Origin of the sequence: Agrobacterium tumefaciens (genome assembly GCA_025560025.1) — a bacterium.
Lineage (GTDB): Bacteria > Pseudomonadota > Alphaproteobacteria > Rhizobiales > Rhizobiaceae > Agrobacterium.
Genome location: CP048485.1, coordinates 461,200 through 475,624, shown reverse-complemented (window position 1 = coordinate 475,624; position 14,425 = coordinate 461,200). Strand labels below are relative to the sequence as shown.

12 protein-coding genes are annotated in these 14,425 nt (G+C 61.5%); 4 read left to right on the top strand and 8 right to left on the bottom strand.

Annotation, left to right across the window (positions count from 1 at the left end; genetic code table 11):
* The first annotated feature begins 1 nt into the window (after window position 1).
* Complete coding sequence (locus FY152_02295; GenBank protein UXS30972.1) at window positions 2-982, top strand: VOC family protein; 981 nt, start codon at window positions 2-4, stop codon at window positions 980-982.
* A gap of 464 nt (window positions 983-1,446) precedes the next feature.
* Here the strand turns inward: FY152_02295 and FY152_02290 are convergent, their stop codons facing one another.
* The 4 genes from FY152_02290 to FY152_02275 form a co-directional block, all read right to left on the bottom strand.
* A complete protein-coding gene (locus FY152_02290) occupies window positions 1,447-4,914 on the bottom strand; it encodes a chromosome segregation protein SMC (protein ID UXS30971.1) in 3,468 nt (1,155 codons plus the stop codon).
* Window positions 4,915-4,998: 84 nt separating this feature from the next.
* Window positions 4,999-5,679 carry a DsbA family protein gene (locus tag FY152_02285; protein UXS30970.1) on the bottom strand — a complete coding sequence of 227 codons (681 nt, stop codon included), beginning with the start codon at window positions 5,677-5,679 and terminating at the stop codon, window positions 4,999-5,001.
* 129 nt (window positions 5,680-5,808) lie between these two features.
* Complete coding sequence (locus tag FY152_02280; GenBank protein UXS30969.1) at window positions 5,809-6,330, bottom strand: DUF721 domain-containing protein; 522 nt, start codon at window positions 6,328-6,330, stop codon at window positions 5,809-5,811.
* Window positions 6,331-6,357: 27 nt separating this feature from the next.
* A complete protein-coding gene (locus FY152_02275; protein ID UXS30968.1) occupies window positions 6,358-6,822 on the bottom strand; it encodes a hypothetical protein in 465 nt (154 codons plus the stop codon).
* Between the two features lie 128 nt (window positions 6,823-6,950).
* Here FY152_02275 and mutY point away from each other — a divergent pair, with 128 nt between their 5' ends.
* Together mutY and FY152_02265 are read left to right on the top strand one after the other, a co-directional pair.
* A complete protein-coding gene (mutY, locus tag FY152_02270; protein ID UXS33189.1) occupies window positions 6,951-8,063 on the top strand; it encodes an A/G-specific adenine glycosylase in 1,113 nt (370 codons plus the stop codon).
* The gene (locus FY152_02265; GenBank protein ID UXS30967.1) at window positions 8,060-8,671 is read left to right on the top strand and encodes an HAD family phosphatase; all 612 of its coding nucleotides are present in this window, start codon (window positions 8,060-8,062) and stop codon (window positions 8,669-8,671) included. Before mutY ends, FY152_02265 begins: the two co-directional genes overlap by 4 nt.
* 66 nt (window positions 8,672-8,737) lie before the next feature.
* On the opposite strand, the gene FY152_02260 is transcribed toward FY152_02265, so the two are convergent.
* The 3 genes from FY152_02260 to FY152_02250 form a co-directional block, all read right to left on the bottom strand.
* On the bottom strand, window positions 8,738-10,252 hold the full coding sequence (locus FY152_02260) for a DegQ family serine endoprotease (protein ID UXS30966.1): 1,515 nt from the start codon (window positions 10,250-10,252) through the stop codon (window positions 8,738-8,740).
* 236 nt (window positions 10,253-10,488) lie between these two features.
* A complete protein-coding gene (locus FY152_02255; GenBank protein UXS30965.1) occupies window positions 10,489-10,965 on the bottom strand; it encodes a hypothetical protein in 477 nt (158 codons plus the stop codon).
* Between the two features lie 547 nt (window positions 10,966-11,512).
* Complete coding sequence (locus tag FY152_02250) at window positions 11,513-12,658, bottom strand: site-specific DNA-methyltransferase (GenBank protein ID UXS30964.1); 1,146 nt, start codon at window positions 12,656-12,658, stop codon at window positions 11,513-11,515.
* Between the two features lie 234 nt (window positions 12,659-12,892).
* Between FY152_02250 and FY152_02245 the strand changes: the two genes are divergently transcribed.
* Window positions 12,893-13,993, top strand: a complete 1,101-nt coding sequence (locus FY152_02245) for a hypothetical protein (protein ID UXS30963.1) — start codon at window positions 12,893-12,895, stop codon at window positions 13,991-13,993.
* On the opposite strand, the gene FY152_02240 is transcribed toward FY152_02245, so the two are convergent.
* Window positions 13,953-14,414, bottom strand: coding sequence for a DUF1284 domain-containing protein (locus FY152_02240; protein ID UXS33188.1), 462 nt, complete (start codon window positions 14,412-14,414; stop codon window positions 13,953-13,955). The two genes, FY152_02245 and FY152_02240, sit on opposite strands and share 41 nt — an antisense overlap.
* Between the last annotated feature and the right edge of the window lie 11 nt (window positions 14,415-14,425).

The window sequence follows — 14,425 nt, the reverse complement described above, 5'->3', positions numbered from 1 at the left end:
CATGCAATTTACTCGCCGCCATACGTTGAAATTTGCCGGAATTTCTTGCGCCGCCACAGCCCTTGCCGGCGCGCTCAGAGCAGAAGGCGGCTCGCCGCCCTTGGCAAATGCGGGCGCCGCCCTTCCTTTTGCGCTGACAACCCCCATGCATATCGGCCAGGCGGCGCTTCGGGTCCGCGAACTCGATCCGATGATAGATTATTACCGTTCCGTGCTGGGGCTGAACGAAGTGGAACGCACATCGCGCGGCATGACGCTCGGCGTCGGCACCGTCCCGCTGCTTGATCTCGTCCACAAGCCGGCCGCGGATTACGAAAGTCCCACCTCCGCCGGCCTGTTTCACATCGCCTATCTGATGCCGAGCCGCAAGGATCTGGCGCGCTGGCTGGTGCATGCGGCGCTCAGGCAGGTGCCGCTTTCCGGTTTTGCCGATCACAATGTCAGCGAGGCGATCTATCTCAACGATCCCGAGGGCAACGGCATCGAGGTTTACAGCGACCGGCCGAAGGACGCATGGGTCTGGAGCGGGAACGTTGTGAAAATGGGCACCGAACCGCTCGATATCGATGATCTCGTGACACTGACCGATACCAAAAAAAGCGATTATGAGGCTGCCCCGTCGGGAATGCGCATCGGGCATGTTCACCTACGGGTCGGCGAGATTGCTGGAGCCCGGGCGTTTTACGAAACGGCCGTTGGCCTGCAGCCGACGCAGGACGCGCGCTCCGATGCCTCGTTTCTCTCCTCCGGCAGGTATCATCATCATCTGGCGGTGAATACATGGAACAGCCGTGGCGCGAAGGAACGCAACGCCATGGAAACCGGCCTCGACTGGTTCTCACTCGCCGTCAAAAATCCCACCGACCTTGAAGCGCAGAAAACGCGGCTGCGAGCGGCCGGTTATGTGCTGGTGGAGATGGAGAACAATGTCGTGGAGGCGATTGATCCATGGGGCACGCGGCTGCGGCTGGTGCCGGTATGAGTGGGTGGTAGCGCTCCGCACTGCACGATTGACAGTTATGGCAGGCTCGGCGTTTACCGGGATTCGTAGTGTCCTCTCCTTCCGTCATTCCGGCCTTGAGCCGGAATCCAGTCGACGCGCGTCTGCGCGACGGGAAGAGTCCTTTCAGCCCAAGGACTTGGGCTGGCTGGATACCGGCTCAAGGCCGGTATGACGGAAAGAGGCTTACTCCCCTGACACAATTGCCAATGCAAACCGCCGCGCAACCCTGTGAACCCGAAAAAAAGAAAGCCTTGCGAGGCCACGGCAGCGGCCTCGCAAGGCATTCCATCCGGTACAGGAAACCGGATGGGGGGTCTGAAAGAACCCTGATCCCTTTCAAGAAGACATAGCAAAACGCTGCGCATTGTCGCCCACCCGAATGGGTGATGCGGCCAGATAAATTCGCGATGGACAAAGCTGGGAGCCGGCCCTGGAAATGAAACTCAGACGGCTTCGCGAAGCTGCTCGGCGGTCTGCAAATCTACTGACACCAGTTGCGAGACGCCCTGTTCGGCCATGGTGACGCCGAAGAGGCGGTTCATGCGCGCCATGGTGATGGGATTGTGGGTGATGATGACGAAGCGGGTTTCGGTGGAGGCCACCATCTCGTCCATCAGGTTGCAATAACGCTCGACATTGTGGTCGTCGAGCGGCGCGTCCACCTCGTCCAGCACGCAGATGGGCGCGGGATTGGTGAGGAAGACCGCGAAGATCAGCGCCATGGCCGTCAGCGCCTGCTCGCCGCCGGACAGCAGCGTCATGGTCTGCGGTTTCTTGCCCGGTGGGCGGGCGAGGATTTCCAGCCCCGCTTCCAGCGGATCGTCGGATTCGATCAACTGCAATTCCGCCGTGCCGCCGCCGAAGAGATGGGTGAACAGCCGCTGGAACTGCGAATTGACCACATCGAAAGCCGCAATCAGCCGTTCGCGGCCTTCGCGGTTGAGATTCTGGATGCCGGCGCGCAGCTTGCGCACGGCGTCGATGATGTCGTCGCGCTCCTTGATCAACGCCTCCAGCTTGGCGGAAAGCTCGGCCTGCTCTTCCTCGGCGCGCAGATTGACCGCGCCAAGCCGCTCGCGTTCGATCTTCAGCCGGTCGAGATCGCGCTCGACATCGCGAATATCCGGCTTTGGCTGGTCCGGGCCAAGGCCGGTCAGGCGGAAGGCCATATGCGGCTCGGTATTCAGCGTTTCGCGGATACGGTGTTCGGTTTCCTGGCGCTTTTCGCGGGCGGAGACCAGCCGTTCTTCGGCACGGCCGCGCTTTTCCCGGGCCTCGGCCAGTTCCGAAAGCGCGGTTGCAGCCACCCGGTCGGCGGCGCGCTGCAGGTTTTCCGCCTCGGCCAGCCGGTCGGCGGCCCCGCGGCGGGCGTCTTCGGTCTTCTGCAATTCGTTGAGGAGGTTGCGGCGTTTCTCGTCGAACTCCTCCGGCGCTATGTCCAGCTCGGCGATTTCCTCGCGCGCCTCTTCCTCGCGTTCGCGCAATGTCGCGATGTGATCGGCCGCACTTGCCGCACGCGACTGCCAGGTGGAGCGCTCCTGCCCGATTGCCTGAATTCTGCGCTGGCGACTTTCCGCCTCGCGGCTCACACCCTCATGGCGGGCGCGGGCCTCCGCCAGAAGGCCGCGATCAGTCGCGACTTCAAGCTGGCTTTCGCGCAGCCGCAGATCCAGCACGGAAAGATCGGGCGCATCTTCCATTTCGATGCGGGCGTTTTCTTCCTGAACGGCGATTTCGTCGATCTGCGCGCCGATCTGGTTCAGTGCTTCGGACACGATATCGCGACGGCGCAGCAGATCGCCCGAGGCCCTTTCGGCTGATGTCAGCGCCTCGCGCGCCTCGGCAAGATGGCGGGTCGCAAGCCGGCTTCGGTCGCGCACGTCCGAGAGCCGCAATTCGCTGCTGCGGATATCTTCGGTTTTCGCGGCAAGCTGGTCTTCCGCCTCGTCCAGAATGGAGCGGGCCTCATCCAGTTCTGTCTCGATTTCAGCGAGGCGGTTCTTCTGCGACAGGCGAAGTGCTGCGGCACCCGGCGCATCGGCACTGGCGATGTGACCGTCCCAGCGCAACAGCGCGCCTTCGCGCGTCACCAGCCGCTGACCGGCCTTCAGATGCGGCAGCAGGCGCAGGGCTTCCGTAGTGTTGGCGACGACGCCGATCTGCGCCAAAGCGCGGCGCAGGGCTTCCGGCGCCTGCGCATAATCCAGAAGCGGTTTCGCGCCCTGCGGCAACGCGGGATCATCCGCGCCATCGCCATTACCGGCCCAATAGGCGGGCGCGGCGGGATCGAGCGGGCTTTCGAGATCGTCGCCGAGGGCGGCACCCAATGCCGCCTCGAAACCGCGCTCCACCGTCATTTCTTCCGCCACCGGCGTGAAACTGCCATTGGCGGCGGCGCTGGAGGCAAGGATTTTGGTGATGGTGCGCGCTTCCGTGTCCAGCGCGTTCAGCCGGTTCCGCGCCGTTTCCAGCGGCGCGCGCGCCAGCGCTTCGGCGGAACGCGCCTCGGCGACGGCGGCTTCGGCTTCCTCCACCACGATCAGGGCATCCTCGACCGCGATCTCCGCCGCCTCGACCGCTTCGCGCCGTTCGGAAGGATCGGGAAGGCCGGAGAGTTTTTCGTCGATGGCATCGATCTCGGCGGATGCCTCCTGCGATTGTCGTTCCAGCCTCAGCTTGCGATCGGAAAGATCGCGGATCGCCCGCTCCAATTGCTGACGGGCGGCGGCAGCCTCGGCCCGTTCGGCGGTGATCGCGGTGAAGATGGCTTCGCTTTCCGCCAGCTTGATAGCCGCAGCTTCAAAGGCTTCGCGCATTTCTTCGGCATGGCGGCCGGAATCGGAGAGGATTTCCAGAAGCTCGGCCTCTTCCTCATCGAGCCGTGCGAGTATCTGGGCATTATCGGAGACCAGCCGTTCCTCGCGGATAATATCCTCGCCAAGCTGCGACAGGCGGCGGGCCAGCTCATCACGGCGGCGCAGCAGGCGGTTCGCTTCGTCGTCCAGCTGGGTGCGGGCGATCTGCAAGCGTTGCAGGGCGGCGGCGACGCGGGCCTCGTCCTCGCGCAGTTCCGGCAGTTTCAGGCTGGCAATACCCTGCTGCTTGGCCGCTTCCATCTGCGCCTGCGCTTTTTCGGCGACGATGTTGGTGGCCTGATTGAGCGCGCTTTCCGCCTCGCCTTCGGCTTCCTTCGCCTCCACCCAGCGGATGTGCAGCAGGGTAGCTTCGCGGGCGCGGATATCGGCTGACAGCATCTTGAAACGGTTGGCCTGCCGGGCCTGACGCTTCAGGCTTTCGATCTGGCTTTCCAGCTGGGCGGTGACGTCTTCCAGCCGCTCCAGATTGGTCTCGGCGGCGCGCAGGCGAAGCTCGGCCTCGTGGCGGCGGGAATGCAGGCCGGAAATGCCGGCCGCCTCTTCCAGCAGCTGGCGGCGGGCCTGCGGCTTGGCATTAATGAGCTCGCCGATACGCCCCTGCCCAACCATGGAGGGCGAGCGCGCGCCGGTGGAGGCGTCCGCAAACAGCAGCTGCACATCCTTGGCGCGGGCCTCCTTGCCGTTGATGCGGTAGACGGAACCGTTTTCGCGCTCGATGCGGCGTGTGACCTGAATTTCATCGGCATCGTTGAAGGCGGCGGGCGCGGTGCGGTCGGAATTGTCGAGGTAAAGGCCGACTTCGGCGGTATTGCGGGCCGGTCGATTGCCGGAACCGGAGAAGATGACGTCATCCATGCCGGAGGCGCGCATGTTCTTGTAGGAGTTTTCGCCCATCACCCAACGCAGCGCTTCGACCAGATTGGACTTGCCGCAGCCATTCGGACCGACAACGCCGGTAAGACCCGGCTCGATGATGAATTCGGAAGGTTCGACGAAGGACTTGAAACCGACGACGCGGAGCTTGTTGAACTTCATGCCGTCATGCTCCGACCGGAAGACAGGCAATAAAAAACGGGCGAACGGAAGTATCCGCCGCCCGTTTCTCTTGGGGTTCGGCGATCAGAGCAGCTTGTCGATGACAGCCGACATGTTTTCAACCGACATGTCTCCCGCATATTTCTTGCCGTTGATGATGAAAGTCGGCGTGGAGTTGACGCCGAATTCCGTCGCACCGCGTTGCATGGTTGCGTTCACATCATCCAGAAGTTTCTGGTTCGTCAAGCAGGCCTCGAAAGACTCCTGTGAGAAACCGGCCATTTTCGACAATTGCAGCAGGGCTGCACGGGCATCCTGTGCCGTGGCCCAGCTCTGCTGCTGCTTGAACAGCATGGAAACGAAGGGGAAATACTGACCTTCCGGTGCGCAGCGCGCCAGCATGAAGGCGGCCGCCGCACGCGGATCGAACGGGAATTCGCGGATGACGAAATAGACCTTGCCGGTATCGATATATTTCTTCTTGATCTCGTCAAAGGTCTTGTTGTGGAAGTTGGCGCAATGCGGGCAGGTCATCGACATATATTCGACGATCTTGACGGGTGCGTTGGCATCGCCGAGCGCCGCTTCCGGCAGCGGGCCGGGCTTCAGCACCGCAGCCATATCCACATCACCGGTGGATTCAGGCAGTTCCTGCGCTTCGGCGATACCGGGCGCGAAGGCGAACGGCAGGGCCGTGGCAAGGGCGGCAAGAGCAACGCCGCCGAGGAGGCTGCGACGGGAAATGGTCAGTTCGGGAAAATGCATGAAAGCACCTGTTGGTAATAGACTCTATTGTCCGTTGATTCCGATATAGCGACGGCCTGTTCATCACAAGCGGGGTTTTGAACTCTTCTTGTCAAAGAATTGTGACCAGTCAAGGACGGCGCCGTCACATCAAATCGTCCTGCGCCCCGGCTTTTTCTGCAACACCGCCGTGCCAAGCCTCTCCACCGCCTTGCGCAGCGCCTCGCTCTCGATGCCATTCATCATGTCATCGAGACGTTTTGCCGCATCGCCGCGCAGGGGCTGCGGTTTGCGCCTGCGGGTGATGGTTTGCGAGACCGGCTTCTGCACGATCCTGATCTGGCGCACCGCCGGAAAGCCGAAAAAGCCGTTGATGCGGGCAATCAGTTCGCCCTGCGCATGGGTGAGGAACAGGGCGCGCGCGCCTTCGCAGGCAATCGTCAGCACGCCCGGCTGGTAGCCGCCGCGATCCGGCCCCTCGTCGCGCCGCGGCCAGGTGATCTTTTCCGGGCGGGTGCAATCGGCGAAGTCATCACCGGCGATCTCGTCCCAGGAGCCGAGCAGCGCCGTGTTGATGCCCGCCCGTTTCGACAGCACGGGGTCCATGATGCCATTGGCGACTTCGGCGATCTGCACGACGCCTTTGCGGAATGAATCTGCGGGTTTCTTCATGCTCTCCTCGACAGAGGCCAATTGACCTCAAGCGGTCGCGCCATCGTCATCTTCTTCGCCGCGCAACAGCGCCCGGAATCGCCGCCAGTCCCGGCAGGCGCCCAAGCGTATCATTCTGACCGCCAAACATCCAAAGAGGAAATATCCGCCAGCCAAAATCTTCAGATGTCCTATTCCCGGCTTATCCGAGATAGCGGCGATCACCAACATGCAGATCAGCACGACGGACAGGTATATCCACAGGCCGTGGCAGAAAATCGCCCAGAAACCGGATTCGAGAATACGAAAACGGCGGGAGGGCTTTCCCCGCATCTTTTCCAGCTGGCGGATTTCACGGATCAGGCGCGCCACCACAAAGGCCACGCTGTTCTCATGCCCGAAACACAGCCGGCCGATATGGTTCAGCAACCACGCTATCAGGCACAGGGCCAGCAAAACTCCGATAGTGTACTGGAGCGGCGGGGGTATCATTTCCAGCAGCGCGTTTGGCATGGGTTCGTTCCTCCTGAATCGAATGGGGGAATTCTATGTCAGGGCGCTCATTGCAGGATACGGTTTTCCACGCCGTCGCAACGGGTATCCTGTTGCAGATTGCCGCGCCGTCTCTATGTTCAGCGGCGATGAACACAGATGCGCGACAACACATATTCCATCCGACAGCGGAACAACTTCTCGCATGGTATGACCGGCACCATCGCGAACTGCCATGGCGCACGTCCCCCGCCATGGCGGCACGGGGAAAACGCGCCGATCCCTATCATGTCTGGCTGTCGGAGGTCATGCTGCAGCAGACGACGGTGCAGGCGGTCAAACCCTATTTCCTGAAGTTTCTCGCCGCCTGGCCAAGCGTCAGTGATCTGGCCGCGGCGCCGGTCGAGGATGTCATGGCGGCCTGGGCGGGGCTCGGTTATTACGCCCGCGCCCGCAACCTTAAAAAATGCGCCGAAGCCGTGGCGCGCGAGCATGGCGGCGTCTTTCCGGACAGCGAAGAGGGCCTGAAGCAACTGCCCGGCATCGGCGATTATACATCGGCCGCCGTCGCGGCCATCGCGTTCAACCGGCAGGCGGCGGTGATGGACGGCAATGTGGAGCGCGTCATCTCCCGCCTCTTCGCCATCGATGCTCCCCTGCCCGGCTCAAAGCCCGCCATGAAAGCAAAGGTGGCCGCGCTTACCCCTTCTGATCGCCCCGGCGATTTCGCCCAGGCGATGATGGATCTCGGCGCGACGATCTGCACGCCGAAACGGCCGGCCTGCGCGCTCTGTCCGTTCAACGGCCACTGTCTTGCGCTTGCCCATGACGAGCCGGAGCGTTTTCCGGTCAAGGCGGCGAAGAAGGCAAAACCGGTGCGGCTCGGGGCCGCCTTCGTGGCGGTGAATGCGAGCGGCGAAATCCTGCTCCGCCGGCGCATCGAAAGCGGGCTTCTCGGCGGCATGACCGAGGTGCCGACAACGGCATGGACCGCGCGCATGGACGGCGGCACGGAGGCGAGCCATGCGCCCTTTGCCGCCGGCTGGCAGGCGGCGGGCGTCATCGTGCATGTCTTCACCCATTTCGAGCTGCGGCTCACCGTCTATCGCGCGCAGGTTCCGGATAGTCTCAAAACAGGGCCGGATGACGGATGGTGGGAGCCGGTTACAAATCTTGACGCACAGGCGCTGCCAACGGTGATGAAAAAAGTCATCGCCCAAGCTATTCCATCCGCATTCGATGAACGCAGGAAATTTCGATGACCAAGATTGAGCATATCGTATTCGACATCGGCAAAGTGCTGATCCATTACGATCCGCATATTCCCTATAGCCGCCTCATTCCCGATGCCGATGAGCGCAAATGGTTCTTCGAGAATGTCTGCACCCATGACTGGAACCTCGAACAGGATCGCGGACGCGGTTGGGAGGATGCCGAGGCGTTGCTGTTGGAACAGTTTCCGGAGCGGGAAGAGCATATCCGCGCCTTCCGCAAGTTCTGGCACGAGATGGTCTCGCATTCCTATGATGACAGCGTCGCCATCATGGTTGCCCTGATCGACAGCGGCCATGACGTGACGATGCTGACCAACTTCGCCTCCGACACGTTTCGCGAGGCGCAGAAGATGTTTCCCTTCCTGACACTGCCGCGCGGGGTAACGGTCTCCGGCGACGTGAAGCTCCTGAAACCGGATGTGGCGATCTACGATCTGCACGCGAAGGAATTCGGCCTTAACCCCGCCGCCAGCATTTTCATCGACGATACATTGGTGAATGTGGAAGGTGCTAAGGCTGCAGGCTGGCAGGCGGTGCATTTTACCGGTGCCGAGAAGCTGAAGCAGGACCTGCGGGCGCACGGTGTGGATGTCTGAGAATGATGGAACGGGCAGCTCCGATGGAGTTGCCCGTTCCTTGCGGTTCTCCCCGAAAACCGGGGCTCAGCCCCTTGCGAAGGGGATGGCGACATAGGTTTGCGAATCGCCGCGCTGAATGAGCAGCAGAACGGATTTGCGACCTGCCTTGCCCGCCTGCGCAATCGCAGCCTTGGCGTCACCCGCCGATTTCACCGTCGCCTGATTGACCGAGACGATCACATCGCCCGCCTGCAAGCCGGCCTCGGCTGCGGGTTTCGAGGGCGCGACGCTTTCGACGACAGCGCCCTTTTCATCCTGCGGCAGGCTGAGGGCTTCGCGGATCGCCGGGGTGATGTCGGCCAGCCCGATGCCGATCATCGGCAGGGACTGCGATGAGGCGTCGCCTTTCTGCTGACCATTATCCGCGGAGGATTGCCCGTTCTGGCCTTCATTGCCTCCTACGGTCAGAAGCAGGTCCCTGCTTTCTCCCTGGCGCCAGACAGTGACATGTTCCTTCTGGCCGGGCGACAGATCGGCGACCATGCGCGACAGGTCGCGCGGCGATTTGATCGCCTGTCCACCCAGAGAGGTGATGACATCACCACTCTTGATGCCGGCCCGGCCTGCCGGCGTGCCGGCGTCGACCTTGGCGACCAGCGCGCCCTCCGCTGCCGTCAGACCGATGGCATTGGCCACGTCAGGCGTCACCGGCTGTATCTGGACACCGATGAAGCCATGCTGGATCGACCCATCCTTCATGAGGCGAACGACGACGTTCTGGGCCTGATCGGAGGGAATGGCGAAACCGACACCGACGCTGCCGCCATTCGGCGAATAGATCGCGGTGTTGATGCCGACCACCTTGCCTTCGACATCGACCAGCGGGCCGCCGGAGTTGCCGTGGTTGATCGGCGCGTCGATCTGGATGAAGTCGTCATAGGGCCCGCTGTGTAGATCGCGGCCACGGGCAGAAACGATGCCGGCCGTGACCGTGGTGCCGATACCGAACGGATTGCCGATGGCAAGGATCTGATCGCCGGCCTTGAGCCTGTCCGAGTCACCCCAGGAAATCACCGCGAGCGGTCTGGGAGAAACCACTTTCAAGACGGCGAGATCGGATTTCGGATCGGCGCCGACAAGCTTGGCGGGAAGCTCGGTGCCGTCATCCAGCGTCACCTTGATGGCGGTGGCATTGTCGATGACATGATTATTGGTGACGATATAGCCGTCCGGCGAGATGATGAAGCCGGAACCCAGCGCTTCCGCAGTCTGGGACTGGCGCTGCTGCGGCTGCTGTTGCGGCATGGGAATGCCCTGCTCGCCGAAGAACTGGCGGAACTGCTGGTCGAATGGCGTCGTGTCGTCCGTCGCCTGTTCCTGCGTTTTCATTTCGGTGGTGATGGTCACCACCGCCGGCTTGTCGGCGGCGACGATACCGGCGAAGGAGCCGCCGGAGGTCACGGGACCGGGAATGGCCGATAATCCGGCCTGGGCGAAAGCGGGTGTGTTGTGCAGAAAGACGGGCATTGCAAGCGGCGCGGCGACAAAGGCCGCGCCAAGCAAAGCCGCGATGCGATATCTGCGAAGAATACTGGTCATGACGTTTCTCCTTTCGAGGGCATGCTTGCGGTCGTGACGGTCAGGGGAGCAGGCGGGGCCGCACCCCATGCAGCCGGCAGGCGCATGGTTTTGAGTTTCCAATCATTCTTTCGAAATCCGCACGACCCCGTGGGGAAATCCTGGAGCCGGAGGGCGGGTTCGTGCCCCGTCACCGCTCTCCGGCGCGATCTGCGGCAGCATGGCCGATCCTCGTCAGTGAGGACCGCAAGCCCCTGTCAGCTCATGCGGACGATGTTCCGATCAAGTTGCCGGACTTCGCCCTGAAGGGTGTTAAATGCCTTCATGGGAAGGTAGCCACGATGCATGTCGGCGGTTTTGAGTGCCTGGGTGCGGATTGCGGACGATTCATTTTCGAGCCGGTTGAAAGCGCCTGCGCTCAACCTGCCCTGCTGGCGTTCGAAATCGATCCTGTGGTCGGCGACACGCAGCTCATGAAGCACACGAACCAGATGCGGTCTCTGCCCGTAAGCGGCGGGACCGGTATAGTTCATGTACATGTCATTCATGAACAGGTCGTCATCGTTGTGACGGAAGAAATGTCTCCCGCCCCGGTCGACATCATGGGACCGTTCACTGTGCATTCCGCCGGAGCCGGAATGCTCGCCATGCGAATGTCCGGCCGCGAAAGCGCCGCCCGTGGCCGTCGCCAGAATGAAGGATGCTATTGTGACTGTCTTGAAAAGCGAGCGCATGGCACGCCTCCTTGTTCATCACGGGCAATGGCCCGCGAATCCGGCTGTCTCGCATCGTCGCGTCGCGATCTTTCTGGGTCGCCGGCGACACTCAGCCTGGAAGAATATGTACTCCCCGCCATGTATAGCGTCACGTTAATCTTCCGTAACGCGCAGGACATCTATTGTTAAGGCTGGGGAACCTGGCGCAGGCGCCATGACGGGTTCGGACAGATCCGCGAAAACCCGGAAAAGAAAATTGGCGCAGGCGGAAATGGCGGTCTCCAGCCTGCGCCAGTCCTGCCGCAAGCGGCATGGGACAGCAATGTTCCTGCGATCTTTCCGAAACGGTTTTTCACAACCACTGCTTTGCATCAGACACTATGGCCGGTCTCTTGCGCGAAACTTGTCTGGCTAAAATAAAATATTCGAAAATACCAACGCCCGACACCGAGGTGCCGGGCGTTGGTCGTTCTCCATCCGGGACTGAAGGTACTAAACCGGACGGAGACGTATCCTGACAAGGGCGGGCGGTGGATCGTCCGTCTCCAGCCTCTACGGCTTTTGACTATTCAGCCTTTGCCATTTCACTGCGGATGATCGCTCTCAAATCATCGATCGGCTTCAATTCGTCGCCATCTTCGAAATGCCAGAACGTCCATCCGTTGCATGCGTCGAGACCCTGCACCTTTGCGCCGAGGCGGTGAATGGAGCCGGCGGTCCCGGCGGATGCCAGAGTACCATCGGCACGAATAATGGCGCTATAACGGCGTCTTGCATCAGTCAGTACCTGGCCCGGGCGGACGAGGCCGCTTTCCACCAGCGTGTTGAAGGCAACGCGCGGTTCGGCCTTCTTGCCGGTCATCACGGTCAGTTCCGCCTTGCCGAGCGGCTCGACGGCGGCGATGCGGGCCGATGCCGCATCGATATAATCCTGTTCGCGCTCGATGCCGACGAAGTGGCGGCCGAGACGTTTTGCGACCGCACCCGTGGTGCCGGAACCGAAGAACGGGTCGAGCACGATGTCACCCGGCTTGGTGGAGGCCATGATGATGCGCGCCAGCAGCGCTTCCGGCTTCTGGGTGGGATGCACCTTCTTGCCGTCGTCACCCTTCAGACGCTCATGGCCGCTGCAGATCGGGAACAGCCAGTCGGAGCGCATCTGCACATCGTCATTGGAGGCCTTCAGCGCATCGTAGTTGAAGGTGTAGTTCTTGGCTTTCGGATCGCGGCTGGCCCAGATCATGGTCTCATGGGCGTTCTGGAACCGGCGGCCCTTGAAATTCGGCATGGGATTGGTCTTGCGCCAGACGATGTCGTTCAGGATCCAGAAATCGAGGTTCTGGAGCATGGAGCCGACACGGAAGATATTGTGGTAGGAGCCGATGACCCAGATGGTGCCGTTCGGTTTCAGCACACGGCGGCAGGCGAGCAGCCAGGCGCGGGTGAAGGCGTCATAGGCCTCGAAGGAGGCGAACTGGTCCCACTCGTCATCGACGGCATCGACCAGTGACTGATCGGGCCGGTGCAGCGTGCCGCCAAGCTGGAGATTATAGGGCGGATCGGCGAAAATCGCATCGACCGACTGACTCGGGAGGGCATCCAAGGCAGCGACACAATCACCTTTGATGATGCTGTCTTTCCAGGCGTCACTCTCGCCCGCACGATCAAAACCGGCACGCCGAAAATCGGCCAGCGGAAAAACTGCTGCCATTGGTACTCGCTCCATACGCTTACTCTCTACTGATGCTTATGGTTACCGAAGATGGTTATCAAAGCCTGAACAAGTCACGGAAAATGCAAAATAAATGGCTGTTGAAGCATGCATGGCGGATTTGCGGCGGCGCATGGGGAACCCGAAGTCCCACAAAAACGTTGTGCACAACGGGTTGTCCTGTTCCGCCTATCAGTGTGGCAGGAAGACCTGCAATAACTGGGGGTAATCCGAATGGGGTCCATGATGAGAACGGCTTCTTTTTCAATGCATGTCGTTTCCGCCGTTCTTCTGATGGCAGCATTGCCGTCGCCATTGCGGGCGCAGGAGCCGACACCGCAATTTAATGTCGTGACCGACGCCGTGATGTTCGATGGCGGCCCCTCGCTGGGCAACAGCGACAAAGTGCGATGGGATTTCTACAAGGCTGACCGGGCCGGAGCGCCCACCGATGTCAATGCCGGCGGATCCTATGACGCCACTTTCGAGGCGAAGCTGCCGGCCGGCAAATATGTCGGCGTCGCGGCGCTGGGCAATGTCATCAGCGAAATACCATTCGAGGTGAAGGACGGAAGCGTCGCAAGGCCGAAGGTTAATTTCAACGCGGCGGAACTGACTGTCGTGCCGAAACGCAGTCCTGGCGGCGATGTGGAGACGCAGGCAAAGACCGACATCACCAAGGGCGATTTCAAGGATAGCGTTTACGGCCAGAACACGGTCTTCGTGCCCGCGGGCGACGTGCTCCTCACCGGCACTATCGGCCCAGCACGGGCGCAGGAAACGCTGGCCGTCAAGGCGGGCGAGAAGATCAGCCACGAGCTCGTCATCCCGAGCGGCGTGGTCGTCGCCAAGGCGGTCTATGCGCAGGGCGGCAAGGCGGTGGAGACGGACGATATCCGTTTCGAGGCGCTTTCAGCCAAGGAGACGCTGGATGGCACCCGCCAGACCATCAACGGCATTTACGGCACCGGCAAGATCATGGAAATGCCGGCGGGCGATTTCGTGATGCGCGCCCGTCTCGGCAAGGTCACGGTCGAGCAGCCCTTTACCGTGACGGCGGGAAAACGCACAGAAATCAACATCGATCTCAATGCGGGCGTTCTTGCGATCACGGCGCCGGGCGCGGAGCGGATCGATATTGTCGAAACGACCAAGGACCTTCAGGGCACGCAAAAGGAAATTTCCGGACGGTACGGCACCCGGCATCAGGAGACGCTGCATCCGGGCGATTACTCGGTGAAGGTGAGCTACGACGAAAAGTCCGGCCGCGACCCGAAGGAGATCAAGGCGACGGTCAAGGCCGCCGAGAGAACCGAGACGAATGTGCCGGAGTAGGCCTCGGCCGTCGCCCGGCCGGAGGCTCTGGCCGTTCGCCGATTTTCACACCTGAGAAGCCTGACGCCGCGATACGGTCGCACAGCCTTATCCACTGACAGCCTCGACAGGCCTGCCTGATCTCGCCTGCGGCGAAAGCCAGACGCATCTTCGCGAGAAAGTCAGGCGTCGCCTGCAGCCGCTTGCCGGCGATCAGTGCCTCGCCCAAAAGCACTGACACCGAAAGGCGGGCCGTCTCATCCCGCTGCACCACACCTTCGTTGAAACAGTGGGCATGGCTTTCACACAGCAGGCCTTCGCAAATATCATCCGGCCCATCCACCAGCTCGATATCTTCCGCGCCGGCATTCAGGCGGGCGGCGACACGGTCGTAATTTTCGACGAAGCCGGACGTATAACCTTTGCCCACATAGGTGAGCATACAGAGAAGAT